17 protein-coding genes and 1 pseudogene are annotated in these 20,969 nt (G+C 34.4%); 10 read left to right on the forward strand and 8 right to left on the reverse strand.

Going from position 1 to position 20,969, the window contains the following annotated elements; genetic code table 11:
* Positions 1–93 precede the first annotated feature (93 nt).
* The gene (locus LNQ81_RS05945) at positions 94–852 is read right to left on the reverse strand and encodes a 5'-methylthioadenosine/adenosylhomocysteine nucleosidase (protein ID WP_229945237.1); all 759 of its coding nucleotides are present in this window, start codon (positions 850–852) and stop codon (positions 94–96) included.
* A 510-nt stretch (positions 853–1,362) separates the two neighbouring features.
* Here LNQ81_RS05945 and LNQ81_RS05950 point away from each other — a divergent pair.
* The 6 genes from LNQ81_RS05950 to LNQ81_RS05975 all read left to right on the forward strand — a co-directional run bounded on the left by LNQ81_RS05950 (position 1,363) and on the right by LNQ81_RS05975 (position 8,462).
* Complete coding sequence (locus tag LNQ81_RS05950) at positions 1,363–2,991, forward strand: PSP1 domain-containing protein (protein WP_229945238.1); 1,629 nt, start codon at positions 1,363–1,365, stop codon at positions 2,989–2,991.
* On the forward strand, positions 2,972–3,472 hold the full coding sequence (locus LNQ81_RS05955; protein WP_255669421.1) for a gliding motility lipoprotein GldH: 501 nt from the start codon (positions 2,972–2,974) through the stop codon (positions 3,470–3,472). Before LNQ81_RS05950 ends, LNQ81_RS05955 begins: the two co-directional genes overlap by 20 nt.
* 28 nt (positions 3,473–3,500) lie before the next feature.
* A complete protein-coding gene (locus tag LNQ81_RS05960; protein ID WP_229945240.1) occupies positions 3,501–5,816 on the forward strand; it encodes a transglycosylase domain-containing protein in 2,316 nt (771 codons plus the stop codon).
* A 77-nt stretch (positions 5,817–5,893) separates the two neighbouring features.
* A complete protein-coding gene (locus LNQ81_RS05965; protein ID WP_229945241.1) occupies positions 5,894–6,595 on the forward strand; it encodes a CoA transferase subunit A in 702 nt (233 codons plus the stop codon).
* A gap of 21 nt (positions 6,596–6,616) precedes the next feature.
* Entirely contained in the window at positions 6,617–7,270 is a 654-nt protein-coding gene (locus LNQ81_RS05970; RefSeq protein WP_229945242.1) for a CoA transferase subunit B, read from the forward strand.
* Positions 7,271–7,361: 91 nt separating this feature from the next.
* Positions 7,362–8,462: an AI-2E family transporter gene (locus LNQ81_RS05975; protein WP_229945243.1), complete on the forward strand. Its 1,101-nt coding sequence runs from the start codon at positions 7,362–7,364 to the stop codon at positions 8,460–8,462.
* 35 nt (positions 8,463–8,497) lie between these two features.
* Here LNQ81_RS05975 and LNQ81_RS05980 read toward each other — a convergent pair whose 3' ends face one another.
* Positions 8,498–9,337 carry a universal stress protein gene (locus tag LNQ81_RS05980; protein ID WP_229945244.1) on the reverse strand — a complete coding sequence of 280 codons (840 nt, stop codon included), beginning with the start codon at positions 9,335–9,337 and terminating at the stop codon, positions 8,498–8,500.
* A 142-nt stretch (positions 9,338–9,479) separates the two neighbouring features.
* On the reverse strand, positions 9,480–10,271 hold the full coding sequence (locus LNQ81_RS05985; protein ID WP_229945245.1) for an NAD(P)H-binding protein: 792 nt from the start codon (positions 10,269–10,271) through the stop codon (positions 9,480–9,482).
* A 97-nt stretch (positions 10,272–10,368) separates the two neighbouring features.
* Between LNQ81_RS05985 and LNQ81_RS05990 the strand changes: the two genes are divergently transcribed.
* A complete protein-coding gene (locus tag LNQ81_RS05990; RefSeq protein ID WP_229945246.1) occupies positions 10,369–11,640 on the forward strand; it encodes an alkaline phosphatase family protein in 1,272 nt (423 codons plus the stop codon).
* 234 nt (positions 11,641–11,874) lie between these two features.
* Here the strand turns inward: LNQ81_RS05990 and LNQ81_RS05995 are convergent, their stop codons facing one another.
* The 5 genes from LNQ81_RS05995 to LNQ81_RS06015 all read right to left on the reverse strand — a co-directional run bounded on the left by LNQ81_RS05995 (position 11,875) and on the right by LNQ81_RS06015 (position 17,811).
* On the reverse strand, positions 11,875–12,678 hold the full coding sequence (locus tag LNQ81_RS05995; RefSeq protein ID WP_229945247.1) for a porin family protein: 804 nt from the start codon (positions 12,676–12,678) through the stop codon (positions 11,875–11,877).
* Between the two features lie 32 nt (positions 12,679–12,710).
* The gene (locus LNQ81_RS06000) at positions 12,711–13,850 is read right to left on the reverse strand and encodes a PCMD domain-containing protein (protein ID WP_229945248.1); all 1,140 of its coding nucleotides are present in this window, start codon (positions 13,848–13,850) and stop codon (positions 12,711–12,713) included.
* A 305-nt stretch (positions 13,851–14,155) separates the two neighbouring features.
* Positions 14,156–14,938, reverse strand: a complete 783-nt coding sequence (locus tag LNQ81_RS06005) for a porin family protein (RefSeq protein WP_229949250.1) — start codon at positions 14,936–14,938, stop codon at positions 14,156–14,158.
* A gap of 1 nt (position 14,939) precedes the next feature.
* Positions 14,940–16,034, reverse strand: coding sequence for a PCMD domain-containing protein (locus tag LNQ81_RS06010; protein WP_229945249.1), 1,095 nt, complete (start codon positions 16,032–16,034; stop codon positions 14,940–14,942).
* A 250-nt stretch (positions 16,035–16,284) separates the two neighbouring features.
* On the reverse strand, positions 16,285–17,811 hold the full coding sequence (locus LNQ81_RS06015) for a bifunctional GNAT family N-acetyltransferase/carbon-nitrogen hydrolase family protein (protein WP_229945250.1): 1,527 nt from the start codon (positions 17,809–17,811) through the stop codon (positions 16,285–16,287).
* 161 nt (positions 17,812–17,972) lie between these two features.
* Between LNQ81_RS06015 and LNQ81_RS06020 the strand changes: the two are divergent.
* The 3 genes and pseudogenes from LNQ81_RS06020 to LNQ81_RS06030 all read left to right on the forward strand — a co-directional run bounded on the left by LNQ81_RS06020 (position 17,973) and on the right by LNQ81_RS06030 (position 20,497).
* Positions 17,973–18,307: pseudogene (locus LNQ81_RS06020) on the forward strand (single-stranded DNA-binding protein).
* Between the two features lie 152 nt (positions 18,308–18,459).
* Complete coding sequence (locus LNQ81_RS06025) at positions 18,460–19,149, forward strand: response regulator transcription factor (RefSeq protein WP_229945251.1); 690 nt, start codon at positions 18,460–18,462, stop codon at positions 19,147–19,149.
* Positions 19,139–20,497 (forward strand): HAMP domain-containing sensor histidine kinase, encoded by a 1,359-nt coding sequence (locus LNQ81_RS06030; protein ID WP_229945252.1) that lies wholly within the window; start codon positions 19,139–19,141, stop codon positions 20,495–20,497. Before LNQ81_RS06025 ends, LNQ81_RS06030 begins: the two co-directional genes overlap by 11 nt.
* The last annotated feature ends 472 nt before the right edge of the window (positions 20,498–20,969 follow it).

Raw genomic sequence — 20,969 nt, forward strand, 5'->3', positions numbered from 1 at the left:
AAAGGCGCTCTATGTAGAGTAATTTTGGAGAAGTGTTGGATAGATGTTGAAAGTTCGAAAATAGGGATTTATATCTAGTAAAAATTTATGTATTTAAAACATCTTATCTATGATCTCCTGTCCATAGACTAAAGATACTTCTTCTACAAAAGATTGAAAGCTAAAGCTTGCTTCTTCGTTAGCGTTATCTGAGATTGTACGGATAACGATAAATGGAATGTCAAATTCATAACACACCTGTGCTACTGCTGCACCTTCCATTTCTACACATAATACTTCTGGCAATTGTACTTGTAGGTTATTCTTTTGTTCAGATGTTGAAAAGAATTGATCTCCACTTGCTATAGTTCCATAGTGCAGTTTAGGCGTGGTGATATTAAATTTGGCCAACTCAGATACACTGATTAGTTGGTGTAAATTCTCTAACCCGAACATCAACTCTATGTGGTTAAGCGTCTCTTTTGACCATTGATCATCTGTATCAAAGTATGTTTTGCCTAATAGAGGTATTTCGAATTTAGGTCTTAAAGGTGAAGCATCCATATCATATTGTACCAAATTCTTTGCTACTACTACATCACCTACTTTTACATTAGGGTGTATTGCTCCTGCTACTCCTATAAAGGCTATACTATCTACCTTAAACTCTAAAATAAGAGTTGCTACTGTTGCAGCTGCAGCTACTTTTCCAATACGCGAGTAGACTACCACTACTTTTTGGTTGTTGATGTAACCTTCATAGTAAGTACGGTTGCCTATCTTTTGTTCAGTTTTATCTTTTAGCTGCGAGATTATTCCATTTACCTCTTGTGGTATAGCACCTAATATTCCTATCGTTTTATATGATGTCATAATTGAATTGATATTTGATGGTTCAAAATTACGAAAATAAAGGCAACCTATATTTGATTTATAATTTGCTCCCTATATCTAGGTCTGAGGAATGAGAGAGGTATGCGTTGAACATTTCTTGCTGAAAACAGCCTCTATGGCTAGTATATCTCATAGATAGGACAATGAATCCGCACTTGGTAGCAAGAGAGATTGTGTTTCATTTTGGTTATTATGAAAAAATAGTATTTAGTGATAGGCAGGTATGTTTGGTTGCATTTATTTTTATATCTTGTAAAATACAAGGTCAAATAGATTGAAATAAACAGTGTAAATATTGTCAAATTACGATTTAGTACATGGTAGTGGTATGCTGTGTAGTCTATTTTAAATAAGATATTTAGAGAAAATAGGTTGTGAAAATCTTGTGTAATAAAAAATTATTTAAGAGAGATGTAAAAATAGTATCTTTACAGCGAGTAAATAAATGCGATAATTCCCAAACGGGATTCAATATATAAAAATAAATAGATGGCTTGTACAAATTGTTCAACAGATAAAGATAGTAGTGGGCTTCCGAAGGGATGCCAGAATAAAGGAACGTGCGGTACAGATGGCTGTAATAAATTAGCAGTTTTCGATTGGTTGTCAAATATGGTTTATCCTACTGGCACTGAGATATATGATATAGTAGAGGTTCGTTTTAAGAACGGTAGAAAAGATTTTTATCGATACCCAAAAGAGATTAGTATCTCGATGGGAGATATTGTGGCTACGGAGTCTTCTCCAGGACATGATATCGGTATCGTATCATTAGTGGGAGAACTAGTGAAGGTGCAGATGAAGAAGAAAAAAGCTGATCCAAATGGGGAGGTTTTAAAGATATATCGCAAAGCGACTCAAAAAGATATAGATATCTGGCAAGAAGCTCGTAATAGAGAGGAAAAAGTTAAAGTTAAAGCACGTGAGATGGCTATTGCTTTAAAGCTGGAGATGAAGATTTCGGATGTAGAGTTTCAAGGTGATGCTTCTAAAGCAACTTTTTATTATACAGCAAGTGAGCGTGTTGATTTTAGACAATTGATTAAAGACTTTGCACGTGAGTTTAGCATCCGTATCGAGATGAAGCAGGTAGGTTTCCGTCAGGAGGCTGCTCGTTTAGGAGGAATTGGCTCATGTGGACGCGAATTATGTTGTTCTACCTGGTTAACAGATTTTAGAAGTGTGAATACTTCTGCTGCTCGTTATCAACAACTTTCATTAAATCCACAGAAGTTAGCAGGTCAATGTGGTAAGCTGAAGTGTTGTTTGAACTTTGAATTAGATACTTATCTAGAGGCATTAAAGGATATGCCTGATTCGGATACAAAATTAATGACTGTAAAAGGATTAGCGATATGTCAGAAGATAGATATCTTTAAAGGGCAGATGTGGTTTGCTTATATTAACAACTCTGCGAACTGGTATGTGTTGTCAACAGAGATGGTGAAAGAAATTCTTGCATTGAATAAAAAAGATCAAAAAGGGGAGGACTTAGAAAGTTATATGCTTGAAATAGAATCGGATGATATTGATTTTAACAATGCGTCTGAGCAAGATAGTGTAACTCGATTCGATCAACCTAAACGCAAGAAAAAACCTACTCGAAATAAGAAAAAAGAGGCTCCTATAAAAGGAGGTCAAGATCCTCAGGCACCTGTAGTGAGAAAAGAACGTCCTGTTAATAATGAGAACAAATCGCGACAAGGTAAACCTGGTGAACGAGATACTCAGAATAGACAACAAGTACGTAATCGCAATAAAAACAGACAAGAAGGAACTCCAGAAGGGAATGATACTGCAGTGAAGCAGACTTCTATTGGTGAATCTAAGAATGTACGTAAAGAGTATAAAGGGGGGACTCAAGGAGAGAATAGCGAACCTAGAGAAAACAAAACTCAAAGAGAACCTAGAGAAAATAAGGGGACTAAAGGGCCTAGAGAAAATAAAGCACCTAGAGAGAATAAAGGTGGACAAAAAGAGGGGACAAAGACAGTAGATGGAATTGCTGAAGGAGGAGATACTCCTAAAGCAAAACATCACAAAAAGCGCCCAAATAGGAATAAGAATTTTAAGAAAGATAATAGTAATAATAGTGACAATGCTAATACAGAGAATTAGTCGTTATCTAATTGTACTTAGTTTTATTATATTTTCAATTTCATCTTGCCAAGAAGATAGCAAAATGTTATTTGATCAATATCAGGAAACTACTGGGACATGGGATAAGAAGGATGTAAAGACGTTCGTATATGACGTGCAAGACACTGTTCAACGTCATAATCTTTTTATGAATTTAAGAGTTAATAAGAGTTATCCTTATAGTAACTTATTTGTTATTTTTAAGATACATCAACCTAATTCTGATATTCTAATAGATACTTTACAGTTTCAGATGGCAAAACCAGATGGTACATTATTAGGTAATAGTTTTTCGGATGTAAAAGAGAGTAAATTAGAGTTGAAGGAAGGTTATGTTTTTCCTGAAGCAGGTAGCTATAAGTTCTCTGTAGAACAAGTGGTAAGAGAATTGGGAGAGGTAGAAGGAGTTAATTCTTTAAAGGGAGTTTCAGAAGTGGGATTTCGTATAGAGAAACAATAAAAAAGATTTTAGAAGTATTAAACGCTTTATGAGTTCAAACAACAACAAAGAAACAAAGAAACAAGGAGTTAAAGGGCCGAAGAATTATTTAAAAATATTTTGGTTAGGTTTCCTTGGTTTTGTCGCAGCAGTTATTTTCTTTTTCCTATGTGCTTCTTGGGGAGTTTTTGGTCAGATGCCAACATTTGATGATTTAGAAAACCCTGCAAGTAATGTAGCCACAGAGATTATTTCATCAGATGGAAAAACGATAGGGAAGTTTTATTTAGAGAACCGTGTACCGATTAAATATGAAGATTTACCAGATTATTTAGTTAATGCCCTTATTTCTACAGAAGATGAACGCTTTAAAGAGCATTCAGGTATAGATGCACGTGGTACGTTACGTGCGATTACTTCGGTTGGTAGTAGTGGAGGTGCGAGTACTATTACACAACAGTTAGCTAAACTATTATTTCACGGTGAGGGATCTAGGAGCTTACCAAAGCGTATTACACAGAAAGCAAAAGAATGGGTTATAGCTGTTAAATTAGAAAGACAATACACAAAAGAAGAGATTCTAACAATGTATTTAAATAAAGCTGACTTCGTTAATAACGCAGTTGGTATTCGTTCTGCTACTCGTATTTATATGGGTAAAGAACCAAAAGATTTAACTATAGATGAAGCAGCAATGTTCGTTGGGATGTTACAGAACCCTGCTTATTTTAATCCTGTTCGTCGTCCAGAGTTAGTTGAGAAGAGACGTAATGTAGTATTACACCAAATGGCTCGTAATGGACATATTACACAAGAGGAAAGTGAGAAGTTACAAAAGAAACCATTAGCACTACATTTTACTCCTGAAAGCCACAGAGAGGGGATAGCAACATATTTCCGTGAGTACTTACGTGATTATATGCGTCGTTGGGTGAAAGAGAATCCTAAGAAGGATGGGTCTACCTATGATATCTATCGCGATGGATTGAAAATATATGTATCTATAGACTCTCGTATGCAGAAGTATGGAGAAGAGGCTGTAGAAGCTCACATCGCTAATCTACAGGAAGAGTTCTTTATCGATCAAAAGAATAATAAAATGGCACCATTCTATAAGATTAACCAAGGAGAGGTTGATAATATTATGATGCGTGCGATGAAGACTTCTGAGAGATGGAGACAGATGAGTGAACAAGGGAAGTCTGAGAAAGATATTATCAAGTCATTCGATGTGAAGACAGAGATGCGTATATTTAGTTGGAAAGGAGATAGAGATACTATTATGACACCTAAGGACTCTATACGTTACTATAAACACTTCTTACAAGCAGGTATGATGGCTATGGAGCCACAAACGGGACATATCAAAGCTTGGGTTGGAGGAATTAACTACAAGCACTTCCAGTATGATCACGTTGGACAAGGAGCAAGACAAGTTGGATCTACTTTCAAGCCTTTCGTTTATGCGACAGCTATAGAGCAACTACATTATTCACCTTGTGATTCTATTATTGATTCACCATTCACTATGCCTAAAGGTAGATATGGAATTTCTAAAGATTGGAGTCCACAGAACTCTAACCGTTCTTATAGAGGTATCATGACACTTAAGCAAGCATTGGCAGGATCTGTTAATACGATTACAGCTAAGTTAATGGATAAGGTAGGGCCTAAGGCAGTAGTGGATATGTGTAGAGATTTAGGTATATCAGCAGATGTACCACAGAGTCCTGCTATTGCATTAGGAGCTGTAGATATTACAGTAAGTGATATGGTGGCTGCATACAGTACCTTTGCTAACCAAGGTATCTATGTCAAACCGACTTTTATAACAAGAATAGCGGATAAGAATGGAGTTGTATTATTTAATGCTGTTCCAGAGACTAAGGATGTAGTGAGTAAGGATGTAGCTTACGCTATCATTAAGTTATTAGAAGGGGTTACTGAATCTGGGTCTGGTGTTAGATTACGTACTACTTGGCAAGGAGCAGGATATAAGCGTGTGACTGGTCACCCTTATAAATTCACTAACCCTATTGCAGGTAAGACGGGTACGAGTCAGAATAACAGTGATGGATGGTTTATCGGTATGGTACCTAACTTAGCTACAGGTATATGGGTAGGAAATGACGATAGAGCAGCTCATTTTAGATCTATGACTTATGGACAAGGAGCTACGTTAGCACTCCCTATTTGGGGTATCTTTATGAATAAGTGTTATGCTGATAAGGGACTGAGTATTTCTAAAGGAGGATTCCCGATACCAGAGCATTTATCTATCAGAGTAGACTGTACTAGGATAGTGCAACCAGAGACAGATGATGTCACTGAAGGAGCATTAGATACAGAAGAATTTGATTTTTAATGATGATATATAAAACGCCTTTTTTTAAAGGCGTTTTTTTTTGTATTTTTAGAAACATATTACTAAACCAAAGAATTATGATAAATAAAAAAGTAGCTAATGTAAAAGAGGCATTGGCAGATATAAAAAATGATATGACTATCATGCTAGGAGGATTTGGGTTATGTGGTATACCTGAAAATAGTATAGCAGAATTAGTCGATATGAATGTGACGGGGTTAACTTGTATTTCTAACAATGCTGGTGTAGATAATTTCGGATTGGGATTATTGTTGCAAAAGCGCCAAATTAAGAAGATGATATCATCTTATGTAGGAGAGAACGCAGAGTTTGAACGCCAGATGTTATCGGGAGAGCTTGATGTAGAACTTACACCGCAAGGAACATTAGCAGAGAAGTGTAGAGCAGCACAGATGGGGATACCAGGTTTTTATACACCAGCAGGGTATGGTACAGAAGTAGCAGAAGGAAAAGAAGTGAGAGAATTCCATGGTAAACCGCATATATTAGAATTGGCATTTGAAGCTGATTTTGCCATTGTTAAAGCATGGAAAGGTGATGAAGCAGGGAACTTGATATTTAAGGGTACAGCGCGTAATTTTAATGCATGTATGGCTGGAGCGGCTAAGGTGACTATAGCAGAAGTAGAAGAACTAGTGCCAGCAGGACAGCTAGATCCTAATGAGATTCACATACCTGGAATATTTGTCAAACGTATATTCCAAGGAGAGAAGTATGAGAAGCGAATTGAGCAACGCACAGTTCGCACTAAGAATTAATCACCATTTTAAACTTAAATTATGTTAGATAAAGTAGGAATTGCAAAGCGTATAGCGATGGAAGTTAAAGATGGCTTCTATGTGAATTTAGGTATAGGTATCCCAACATTAGTTGCTAATTACGTTCCTGAAGGTATGAATGTGGAGTTTCAGAGTGAGAATGGTATTTTAGGAATGGGACCTTTCCCATTCGAAGGAGAGGAAGATCCTGATTTGATAAATGCTGGAAAGCAAACGATCACAAGTTTACCAGGGGCTTCTTTCTTTGACTCTGCTACTAGTTTTGGTATGATACGTGGACAACATGTAGATTTAACTATTCTAGGAGCTATGGAAGTGTCAGAACATGGTGATATAGCTAACTGGAAGATACCAGGTAAGATGGTCAAGGGAATGGGAGGAGCTATGGACTTAGTTGCATCTGCAGAAAACATTATTGTAGCAATGATGCATGTAAATAAAGCAGGTGAATCAAAGATATTAAAACAGTGTAGTTTACCACTAACAGGAGTTAAGTGCGTTAAAAAGATAGTAACTGAGTTAGCAGTGATGGAAGTAATAGATAAAGGTATTAAACTTTTAGAACGTGCACCTGGGGTTACAGTAGAAGACATTATAAAAGCAACAGAAGTAACTTTGATCATCGAGGGAGATATACCAGAGATGAGTTTATAAAAACTGATTAAAAGAGCTCCTAAGAGCTCTTTTTTATTTAAATAGCAGTCGAGTGAAGTTGTAAATGAGTATTTTTATATAAAAAAATAGTATGAATAAGTTTATAAATTATCCTTTATATCTAAAGATAACTTGTGTACTCTTGAGTATTGTGGTGTTTAGTTATATAGCCATATTGTTAGAGAATATTTTTGTTCCCTTGTTTTTAGGGCTATTGGTAGCCTCTTTGCTAGTTCCCTTTAGTCAGTTTTTAGAGAATAAGTTTAAATTCTCTAGAGGAGTTTCATCTATTATAGTAGTGTTAATAGCTCTTTCTGTTTTAGTTGGAGTATTGTTTTTAATAGGGATGCAATTAACACATTTAGAAGATGAATGGCCAGCTTTTCAGAACCAGCTGATGGACAGTGTAGGCGTTGTACAAGAATGGGTGTATACTAAATTTGGTATCGCAAAGGAACATCAGATGAATTATATAGAATCAGCAGCATCTAACTCTCTAAAGACAGGAACAGATATTTTAGGAGCGGCTATGAGTTCCATTTCTACATTGCTAATGTTTATAGTATTTACCTTTTTGTATTCAGTATTTCTACTAATTTATAGAGGACATTTAGTGCGATTTATCATGATGTTATTTCCAGATCAGCATAGAATTAAGGTATTAGATACAGTAAATGCTATTCAACACATGGTTAAGAAGTATCTTGTGGGGTTATTATTACAGATGATTATTGTTAGTACACTTGCTTTAGTAGCATTTGCTATTCTTGATATTAAATATTCTTTAATGTTAGCTGTTATAACAGGTATACTTAATGTGTTGCCGTATGTAGGTATTCTTATTGCTTTAATAGTTACGATGTTAATTACTTTTGCAACTGCGACAGGAGCTAAAGTTGCTTTTGTATTACTTGCTTTTGTTATTATTCATGCAATTGATGGTAATATAGTCATGCCAAAGATTGTTGGATCTAAAGTTAAAGTAAATTCTTTAGTTGTAATTATTGGGCTTATTCTTGGAGAAATGGCTTGGGGAATCTCTGGTATGTTACTCGCTATACCTACTTTAGCAATTATAAAGATAGTTTGTGATAGAGTTGAAAGTTTAAGACCTTGGGGATATTTACTTGGAGAAGAAAGAACTCCTAAAGAGATCATAGTAGAAGAGGAAATCAAAGAAGATTTAGAATAAAAGAATAGGCTATCTCACGAGATAGCCTATTCTTTTTATTTTTTAGATTTATACACAAAAAAAGGAACTTTTAAGTGTTTAGCTAAGTGCTGTGTTATACTTTTAGAAATAATGTTTTCTATGAAAGTCTTATTTCGTTTAATGGTTGCTACCATATCTACAGGTTCATGTTCTATGAAATCTAGTAAAGTTTTTTCTATATTTTCGGCATTAAATAAATGAAAACTTAAAGGAGCATCTTTGTATTTTTCCTTCCATTTTGTATACACCTCTTCACAAGAAGTACATCCTTTTTGTTTTACGTGAACTAATTTTACTTGAGCACCGTTCTTTTCTGCACCTTTAATAATATCATCTAAAGTAGCTTCTTCTTCTAATTCGAATCTAGAGGTAAAGATGATATTCTTTAGTTCTCTAAAGTGAGCTTCCTTCGGAACACTTAACACAGGTATATCTACTTTAGATATTGTATTAATTGTATTAGAACCTAGTATTTTCTTGTGAAAACTAGAATTGGCACCATCAGTACCCATTACTAAGAAATCAATTTCATTCTCTTCGATTGCATGAAGTATTTCTGGAACTAACAGTCCTTCCTTTACTTTAAATAGAACTTCTACATGTTCTAGATTTAGTTCCTTTCTCATATCAATAAGCTTAGGACTATTTGCGTGTAGTTGCTCTAATTTCTCGAAAGAAGTTTTTCTAAGAACATTTTCAACTAAATGTGGACTAATACCTCCTGAAATTACAGGTGGATCGTATACATGTAATACATATAGTTCAGAATCTCTATAATCAGCTAATTGTAAGGCATATTTAAATGCGTTATTAGCAGTCTCTGAATAGTCTGTAGGGAATAATATCTTTTTCATAATATGGTGCTTTCATCTAGCATACAAGGTAGTAAAAAAAATGATGAGTATTTATTTTTATCTCATTAGAAATTATCTTACAATTCTGTTACCTATGTGTGATTAACATTGACACTTATTTAGAGTATTAGCTTTATTTTGCCTAAAATTTGTATGATAACTTAGCCGCTTCGGTAATCTTATTTCCGTTAATTTTTTTATAAAATGCACTGTTGTTATCACCTAAGGGAGGTAGAGTCAACCCATGTTTATTCGCTTCTTGATTGTAATAATCAAATCTATTCTTATACTTTGGAGACACTATATTATAGATAGTATTACCTGTAAAACCTTGTTCTATGATAGCACTAGAAAACGCAATGATATCATCTAGATGAATCATGTTGATAGGTAGTTCAGGGTTGTCTAATAATTCTTTTCTGACGATATAATCAACAGGCTTTCTGTCCTCACTGAACAAACCGCCTAATCGCAAAATACAAGTATTTATATTTGCTTCATTTAGTAAGACATCTTCTGCTTCTCTGATTTGGATCGCTGTAGACTCATTGGAAAAAATATTGTTTTCTTCTATTATTTCTTCTTTTTGTGGAGCATAAACAGACACAGAACTCATCATGATAACATTCTTTATGTTGTGTTTATGTATGTATGGAATAAGCTTTTTAAAGTTGTCAGAGTAAGTTGGATGTACTTCTCCTCTTATAGGAGGAATGGTGATTATCAATAGATCTGCATTACCAATAAAAGGGTCTAGAAATTGAATGTTATCCTCATATAGGTTAATGTGATAAGGTTTGATAAGGTGTTCCTCTAGTATATTCATTTTTGCAAGAGTAGTAGTGGATCCTTTGACTTGATATCCTTTTTTTATTAGATTTTCAGCTAATGGTGTACCTAACCACCCGCTGCCTAGTATGCTTATATGTTTCATATTTAGAGAAGTAAATTTTAAAATAGTTATAAAAATAATCAATTCCTTTGTAAGGATAAATTTATCTACGGATATTTGGTCAACAAAAACAAACAACATGAAGAAATTACTATTTCCCCTATTAACTATAGGATTGTGTCTAACAATGCCCAATATGTTGATTGCTCAAGATATACAGAAGCAATTAGTGATTGAGAATAGAGTTAATGACACTAAACAGTTTGATAAGCCCTATGTTATCTTGATTTCAATAGATGGTTTTAGATATGACTATATCGAGAAATATGGAACCAAGTTTTTAGAGAAGCTTGGAAGAGAAGGTGTGAGAGCTGAATCTATGCAGCCTTCTTATCCTTCTGTAACTTTTCCTAATCACTATACTATAGCTACAGGATTGTATCCTTCACACCATGGGTTAGTTGGTAATAATATATATGACCCAAAGATTGAAGAGAGATATTCATTAAGGAACTACAAGGCTGTGCATGATCCAGCATGGTATGGTGGTACTCCTTTATGGGTATTAGCAGAACAACAAGGAATGTTGAGTGCATGTTATTATTGGCCAGGATCAGAAGCCCCTATTAAGGGAACTTTACCATCGTATTATTATGCTTACTCTGAGAAGTTTGATATGGATGGACGTATTAATGAAGTGGTGAATTGGTTGACATTACCAGAAGAAAAGAGACCACACTTTATTACATTCTATTTACCAGAAGTTGACCATGCAGGACATAGTTTTGGACCTGATGCTAAGGAAACAGAGGAGGCAGTACATTATGCTGACCAATCAATAGAGAAGTTAGTGTCGGCTGTAGATAAGTTGAATTTACCTGTTAATTATGTAATTGTTTCAGATCATGGAATGCTTACTTTAGATCAAAATACACTATTGAGTTTTCCATTAAAGCTAAAAGGAGATGAGATGAAGTTGGCTAGTAACGGAACTTATATCAGTGCATTCATTAATGATAAAAAAGAGATAAATAAATACTATAAGAAGATCAAGAAGGCGAGCAATCCTAAATATATGAAAGTATATAAGACAGAGGACTTACCTAAAGAGTTTAATTTTAGTAAAGAGCACGATCGATTTGGAAGAATTGGTGATATCGTTGTGACTGCTGAAGCTCCATACTATTTTACTAACAGAAAATTAGCAGGGAGTCACGGTTTTGATCCAAATTCGGTTAAGGAGATGCATGCTATATTTTTAGCTAAGGGTCCACAGTTCCAGTCAGGAAAAACAATAGGTACATTTGAGAATATAGATGTATATCCTGTTATAGCTAAGATATTAGGTTTAGAGATTACAGAAGAAATAGATGGTACAGATAAAGTAGCAAAAGAAGTATTAGTGAAATAGATTTCATTGACTATATAGAAATAAAAAGGCTTGTAGAGTATATCTACAAGCCTTTTTATTTGTGTTTTAACTCAGATTCCGCGATAGACATATAAACAAAGTAATTATACAAAATAGGTCTGAATTAGTGAGTAAAGCATACTATAGTATGGTTTAAGAACTAATGAAAGAGATATGAAGTAGAATTACTTTGTAGTATTTGGCTAATGCGGAATCTGGGTTTAAGATACTAACTTAGAATTGGTATCCGAACCCTAGGTTTAAGTATATATTGTGCATAGAGAATGAGATAGCGTCAAAATCACTATTTAATACTCCATTAAATCCGTATGTTAACTCTCCTAATAAGAAGAAATTGTTGTTTAGCTTCCATTCAGCTCCTACTTGTGTACCCCATTGGAATTTGCGTACTTCTTTAGAGAAGTCATAAGGAGCACTACTGTCGTCCTCAAATGTTAGTTTAGGCCCGTTAGGAGTATTTTGTCTTAAATACCCATTCGTAACATATCCATCAAATGTTTTGTCAATTAAAGCTGAGAAATATAAACCTCCGTAGATATTCCAATTGTCATTGATTTTGTAAACAACATTAACAGGAACAGTTAGATAAGTGTTTTTTACTTTAGTTTTAACATCTCCAGTGAAGTAACCTCTTACTTTAGAATTATCCTGTATAATCTCAGTTAAATATTCTTTTACATTTGCTTTGGTTGTCATTCCTTTTCCTTCAAAACGCAGACCTAAGCGAACTCCCCATTGTTTATCATCAGTTAACCATTTTGTAGCATTGGCTTCTAAGCCTAATTGTAATCCTGGGTTATAACTATTGATTTTTCTTATCTCTTTAGGCAATCCTAAAGGAGCAGAACCTCCAATACTGAAATGAGCTCTTACTTGGTAATCCATATTTTGTGTAAAAAACTCTTTGAACTCATTTGTTTCTTGTGTTGTTTCTATTGTATTTGTCTGTTTTTCTTGAGCATTTGTTGTTATAATTGCACCTATAGATAATACAATACTATATATGATTTTTTTCATTGTATGTTTAATTTTAGTTTAGAGAATGCTTATTATTTGTCATAGTTAAGTTTCACCTCATCAATGTAAAGTGCACTTCCTACAGCTCCATTAAACCTATCTCCCTCAACGCTTGATGAAAATACGATTGTTATCATATAGTTGTTTTCTGGATCAAAAGTTTTGCCTGGTAATACTATAAATGGTATTTCGAAGCTTGTCCAATCATTTGCTTCTAATCTTTGTTTATCACTTAATCGTGCCATAGCTACCATTCTTGGATCTTGGAAACTGTGGTTTCCACCTAAATACTCTTTGCTAGAATCACTGCCTTTTTCAAAGATAATAGCATAAGCATCCCATCCGTCTTTAGTATAGTTGGATCCATCTGTACTATTAACTTTAAAATTATCACCTGCCTTATATTTATAATATCCAGTTAGAGATAACGGCATATTAAGTTTTTGTCCATAAGGGATACCAAATTTAGTGGAATTTATTGGAGGGAAAGTAAAATCAAATACTCCTAAATATAGGTTTCCTGCTGCAAGAGGAGTCTTCATTAACTCTCCTAATCCACCAGTACTTCGAGTCACCATTTTTACCCCTTTTCCTTGGTAACCATTAGTGATAGAAAAAGTAGGATAAACTTCAGGTGATAGCTCTTGACCATCCTCTAGTAATGTTTCTGCTAACATATTGTAACCTAGGTTCCCACTTGCCCAATCGTATTTTTCTTCTCCTGTAGGCAATTTTTCATAGAATTCGTGATAGATTCCTTCTGGTCCATCTGTAATTTCAGTCTTTACATTTTCAAAGCTGTACGCACTGATAAAAGTATTATTGATAAAACTAACATTATAAACTTTCTTAAAAAGACCATCACTTGATGTAATAGTATATTTTACAGCACCATTAGAGAAATCTTGAGTAGTTCCGTTAGCTGGTTCTATTGTCGCTCCTTCTGTTAATTGAAAAGTTGGTGCAAATGTTCTTTTCTTGATATCTGAATGTAAAAGGAAGAACACTTTGTTATTTGTTATAGTTGGAGTCATAGATAGATATTCTTTAGCTCCTTCTATAGTCGCCTCTGTAATATCTGTTTCTCTACCGATCGCCTCATCTTTGATACAAGACGAGAAGGTTATCCCTATCATTGTCAGTAGGGTGAAAAATAAGTAATTTATTTTCATGGAGTTTCGTGTTTTGTTATTTATGTTTAGGTTTAAACTTAATATTGACTTAACATATAAGTCAATAAAGTAATCTACAAAGGTACTGATTATACTCTAAATGGGCGTTTCCTTATAGAAGCGTTAAGATTGTGACAGTACCGTAAACAGCAGGTTGTATAATCAACCTTTTTTGTTTTTTAGAACTGATTTTCTTGCTCATTTGAATAAAAACAGGCGTACACTTTGCTGTTATGTTAAATGGCATTGAAATAAAAAAGGGCAATCAATCCGATTGCCCTTGTGAGTTTAGTATATATTTAACGTTAGAAGGTATATCCAAAGCCTATGTTAGCGTAGATATTATACATTTTAAAAGAGATTGCATCAAAGTTATTTTTAAATACCCCATTCAACCCCCAGTTAAGATCTGTGAATAACCGAAAGTGTGTATTTAGTTTATATTCTCCTCCTAACTGTATTCCATACTGAAATCTGTTTAAGTCGTTGGAAAAATCATAATCTCCTTTTGAATCTCCTTCAAATTCGACAGGAGTTCCTATTGGTGTTCCTTCCCTTAATATTCCATCATATACATATCCAGTAAAATCTTTATCAATTAAACCCGAAAAATATAAACCACCATAAGTATTCCAATTACTTGAGATATTATAGATGGCTAATATAGGAAACGTAATATATGAATTTTTCATAGTTGTTTTTACATTTCCAGTGAAGTATCCTTTTGTTTGTTTACCGTCTCCTCCATCTATCTGTGTATAGTAATTTTTTACACGTGCATCAGTTTTCATTCCCCTTCCTTCCATGCGTAATCCAGTTCGGACTCCCCACTTATGTTCATCTGTAAACCATTTAGTTACATTTAGTTCTAATCCTAGTTGTAGCGTAGGGTTATAGCTATTTATTTCTCGTATTTGTGCAGGCATTCCTAATGGAGTAGCACCACCAATGCTAAACTGACCTCTCAATTGATATTCCATATTATCCTTAAAGAATGTTTTAAATCCTATGGAATCATTTTCTTGGGCTACTAGGCTTACACTTATCAGTATAGCAATGCAAGATATATATCTATTTAGGTTACTCATCTTAGTTTTTATTATCTTGTTCATATACTAATTCTATTTCATCAACTAATAACGTACTACCTACTGCTCCTTTAAAATCTGCTCCGTCTATACTAGAGGTCATTACAATGGCTAAGACATAATCTTTCGTCTTATCATAGGTTTTACCAGGGAGTAATTTAAAAGGTACATTGAACTCTGTCCACAGTGTAGTTTCTTTTCTGTCTTTTTCATCTATACGCGCTATTGCAATATTTCTAGGATCTTTAAAGTTGTGATCTCCATACTGGAAATTATCCTTTTTTCGGGACTCAAATAGGATAGCATAGATATCAAATGAATCTTTTGCTCCGACAACCTCATTATAGTTTTTGTCAGTTACCACTTTACCTGCCTCGTATTTAAAGACACCACGTAGACTTGTTGGTAGTTCACCAGTGTATGGGAGCCCGAAACGAGTAGACTTTAATGTGTTTAACATATTTAGCTTGAACTGACCTAAGAATAAGTTTCCTGCAGCAATGGGGTTCCCCGTAGCCGCGGCAAAATCTGCTGTATATACTGTTTGCATCTTGACAGCTAATCCTCCTCTTCTCCCAGGAGTTATTGTTGTAGGATAGCCTTCTGGAGGAGTTTTACCTGCTACAGTTGCGTATCCTTGATTACCACTGTCCCAATCATATATTTTGTCCCCATTCGAGCCTATTTCAAAGAATTTGTAGTATCTGTTCTTATCTACTAATTCGGCGTTGTTGAATGTATATAATGTACTAAGCTCATCACTAGTGAAACTTACAGTATACGTTTTTTTCCATCTGTGATCTTGAGCTGTTATCACTACTTCTTTACTATTTGTAAAGTTTTGCGTTGTACCATTTGGAGGATCCATTGTAGCATTAGGCGAAATGATGAAAAAGGGAGTTTGCTTCTCTAGATCTACATTTGCTTTAACTCTAAATTCGATTGAAGTATTTGTGATTATTGGATCAGTCTTTAGGAACTCACTTGGTATGTAAGCTTCTAATATATCTGCATTAGTGTCTAGTTCTTCATCTTTTATACATGAAGTCGCTAATAAGTGAATCAGCAGTAAACAAGATTGAATGTATTGTTTCATATAAGTTTTTTAAAAAAAGGTCTGTACAATATCCTTGCCACAAGTATTTTAAGTATTCATCTGATAATTGTAAAACAAACATTATTTAGAAATAAGAATAGTTTGGATTATTGTATTGGCACGTGTTAAAAGTATAAATATTGTTTCAATATTTTTTATATGGATACGCTGAATTTTGTATTTTACGGCAGATATTCATTATAAAAAAAGTGAGCATCCATATGGATGCTCACTACTTATATGATTTAGATTATTTTAGTGCTCTTGTTTGATATAGATCAGTACGTCTGTCTTTTTTGATTCGCACACTACCATGCTCATGTAACTCTTTAAGTAAGTCAACATCAACATCTACTATAAGTGTCATCTCTGTATTAGGTGTAGCTTCTGCTTTTACTCCATTTGTAGGGAAAGCAAAGTCAGAAGGAGTCAATACAGCGGCTTGAGCAAACTGTATGTCCATGTTATTTACTTTAGGTAAGTTACCTACACATCCTGCTATAGCTACATAACACTCATTTTCGATGGCTCTAGCGGCAGCACAGTTTCTTACACGTGTATATCCATTTTGGGTATCTGTCAAAAACGGAACGAATAGAATATCCATTCCTTGATCTGCTAGTAATCTAGAAAGTTCCGGAAACTCTACATCATAGCATATCATGATACCTATTTTACCACAATCTGTATCGAAGGTCTGAATTTTAGAACCTCCTTTCATTCCCCAGTAGTGAACTTCATTTGGCGTGATATGTATTTTAGAATACATTTCGTAAGTACCATCTCGTTTACATAAAAAACCAACGTTATAGAGTGTTCCATCTACCATGTAAGGCATGCTACCTGTAATGATATTTATATTATAAGAAATTGCAAATTCTTGAAACTTTTTGCGAATAGAGTCTGTGTACCTTGCCAACTCACGAATAGCATCAGCTTCTGATAAGTGATTATAGTCTGCCATCAGAGGAGCGGTAAACAACTCGGGAAACATAGCGAAATCACTTTCATAGTCTGATACTGCATTAATAAAGAATTCGGCTTGGTCAAAAAATTCTTGCAAATCGTTAAGTGGTCTCATTTGCCACTGTATAAGACCTAATCTTATAACGCTTTTTTTAGCATTGATTAACTGTACGTCTTTTTCATAATATATGTTGTTCCATTCTAGAAGAACAGCATATTCTTTAGAACTAGTATCTCCTTCTAGATAATGACGCATTAAACGCACCATGTGAAAGTCATTTGCCATTTGGAATGACATCACAGGGTCGTGAATTTCTTTCATCCTAACCTTGTCTAGATATTGCTTAGGAGTTAGTTCATCAGCATATTTTGAATACTTAGGAATACGTCCAGCGAATACTATTGATTTTAGGTTTAGTTGTTCACACATTTCTTTACGTGCATCATATAGCCTTCTTCCTAATCGCAGTCCTCTATATTTAGGATGGATAAAAACGTCTATACCATACAGTACATTTCCTTCTGGATTATGTGTGCTAAAAGTAGAGTAACCAGTAATTTGTTCATAAGTATGGGCACCCATCGCTTGTTTTTCATCGATGATAAGTGATAAGGCTGATCCCACTACTACACCGTCTACGAGTACTACTAATTGCCCCTCAGGAAACACTTCTAATAATTGTTCTATTTCTTCCTTATTCCAGTACTGATCTTCTAATTCTTGATAAGATTCGAGCATTGATTTCTTTAACTCTAAATAGTCATCAATCAATAGGTTTCTTAATTCTACTTTATTAATAGTAGCTTCCATAATGAGTTTTTTGTTTGCAATTTACGAATAAAAGAAAACAAAGTAAATCGAAATCTTGGTTTAATATTCAAATAAATGTTAAAATATGGAGTTGTTTTTGATGTTGTGTTTAGGGAATAGATTTATCTGTAACAATTTATTAACTATTAAAAACAAGACTTATGAGTTCGTTAAAAAACAAAGTACAATTGATAGGAAGAGTTGGTCAAGCTCCTGTTATAAAAGTGTATGACTCTAAAAAAAGAGAGCCTCTTTTTCTATAGCCATTAATGATGTATATTATAATGATGCTGGAGAACGGGTTGAGGCCTGTGATTGGCATAATATTACTGTTTGGGGAAAACTTGCGGATATTGTTGAAAAGTTTGTTGATAAAGGGAAGGAGGTTGCTGTTGAAGGTAAATTAGTTAATCGTAGTTTTGAAGACAAAGAAGGTAATCAGCGCTATGTTACCGAAATTGCTGTTTCAGAATTAGTTTTTCTAGGCAGTAAGTAAAGTTTTATTATTTCTGTTGTCGCTCAATATCCTTGTAGATACTGAGCGACTTTTTTTTGGTAGTTAGTTGATAAAGTTAGTTATTCGCCATAGGTTGTTGTCTTTTTTAAAAAATCAGTACCTTGGCTCAAGGTAATTAAATCATTAATAGAGTGGATAAGATATTAGTTATTGAAGACGATGTCCGTGTGGCTGAGCTGCTTCAGCGTAGTTTAGAAGAACAGAATTTCGAAGTAGATCTTGCTTATGACGGATATTTAGGAAAGAAATTAGCATTACAGAAGAAATATGATTTAATCATAACGGATGTAATCTTGCCTAAGATAAACGGAATAGATTTATGTAAAGTGATTAAAGAAACACTTCCTCAAACACCTATTATTATGCTTACTGCACTTGGAACTACAGATGATAAAGTGGAAGGATTCGATGCAGGTGCAGATGATTATCTAGTCAAACCTTTTGAACTTAGAGAGCTTTATGTACGTATCAGAGCTTTGTTAAAGCGATTTGAAAATAGTAATTTGGCGGATGTGACGGTATTAAAATATTCTGATTTAGCCTTAGACCTGAAAGAAAAGGTCTTTAAGCGAGGTGATATAGAGATACACTTGACCCCTAAAGAGTTTAACCTTCTTCAATACATGATGGAAAATCCTGAGCGTGTACTGTCTCGTACAGAGATTTCGGAGAAAGTATGGGATACACATTTCGATACTGGAACAAATTTTATAGATGTATATATTAACTATCTGCGTAAGAAGATAGAGACAGATCCTTTAAACAAAGTTATTCATACCAAGTCAGGTATGGGATTCATACTGAAGAGTAATGAGAATTAAGACTAGACTTACCTTATTGTTTACGTTACTAGTGGCATCTATATTATTAGTATTTGCTGTAGTAGTGTATTGGTCATCGTCTAAGAATAGGGAAGTTGAATTTTTTGAGGAGTTAGAGAAAGAAGCAATTACTAAAGCAAAATTATACTTGGAAACAGAGATAAAGTCTTCTACTCTCCACAAGATATACAAGTATAATAATGAGGTGATTAATGAAGTACAGATTGCAGTGTACGATTATGATTTTAATTTATTATATCATGATGCCGAAGAAGTTGATAGTGTGAAAGAAACCAAAGAAATGATTGATCAAATTGCTTCCCAGGGACGTGTTCATCTATTTCAAGACGATTGGCAAGTGATAGGTATTGTGTATAATAGTGGTGATAAAGATTATGTAATTACAGCTATTGCTCTTGATCAATATGGTTATACAAAATTGCATAATTTATTTTTGACTATTTTAGTGTTGAGTATAATATCTTTAATTGTTATTTATTTTGTCGGTAGTTTCTTTGCAGAGCGTGTTTTACGCCCATTGAAACTTATGAATGAAGAAATTAATAATATCACGGCTACTAATTTAGATTTGCGTGTAAGCACAGATCTAAATCAAGACGAATTAAGCCGTTTAGGGAATACATTTAATACGATGTTAGACCGACTAGAGCAGTCTTTTGATTCGCAGAAGCAGTTCGTGTCGAATATTTCACATGAGCTACGCACTCCATTAGCAGCCGTGATTGCAGAGTTAGAATTATCACTGTCTAAGGAGCAGAACACAGCTAGTTATATCAGAACGATAGAGAATGCTCTATCCGATGCTAAGAAGTTGGTTCGGCTATCGAATAGTTTATTAGACTTTGCAAAGGCGAGTTATGATCCTACCGAAATTGTATTCAAACCTACTAGAATAGATGAGGTGATATTAGATGCCTGTCAGAAGATACAGAGAGGCAATGCTGGATATACTTTCAGCTTTATGATAGATGAAGAGATAGACAGCGAAGAACTAGTGACGGTACGAGCAAACCCTTATTTACTCGAAGTAGCGATTATTAACTTACTAGAGAATGCATGTAAGTACTCCGATAATCATCATGGTAAGGTGAGTATTTCTAATCTGAATAATGCTGTAGTGATTAAGATAGCAGATGAAGGATTAGGAATGAGTACTGAGGATCTGGATGGGATCTTTAAACCATTCTTTAGAGGTGAGAATGGAAAACACTTAGAAGGGAATGGTATCGGACTCTCATTGACCAAGAAAGTTATTGACTTACATAAAGGTACTATTACAGTCACTTCAGAGATAAATAAAGGTACAGAGTTTGCTATAACCTTATAGTACAACCAAATAATAGTAGAGAGCACTCCTAGTAGGGGTGCTTTTTTTTGTGGTGTTGTTTCTCATTATTATTAGAAATTAGAAGGAGTTTTAATCTTGTTGAATGTCTTTTTTTTCCTTTTTGGATAGGGTTGGTCGGCATGTGGTCGGCTAGTGATGGGCATTTGGTCGGCTTATAAGTACCAAAAATAGCCCATCACTAGCCTATCATATCTGTATCATTAGGCAATCAAGTGAACTTAAACCCAGATTCGCATTAGCCAAATTCTACAAAGCAATTCTCCTTCATATCTCTTTCATTAGTGAGTAAACCATACTATGCTTTACTCACTAATTCAGACCTATTTTGTATAATTACTTTTCATTTATATGTCTATCGCTGATTCTGGCTTAAAACGAAATAATGTCAAGCAGAGTGATGATTTTATTGCTTTTGGGACACTATGTGTGGATATTCTAATAGGATTCTAAT

This window comes from Myroides oncorhynchi, from assembly GCF_020905415.1.
Classification (GTDB): domain Bacteria; phylum Bacteroidota; class Bacteroidia; order Flavobacteriales; family Flavobacteriaceae; genus Flavobacterium; species Flavobacterium oncorhynchi_A.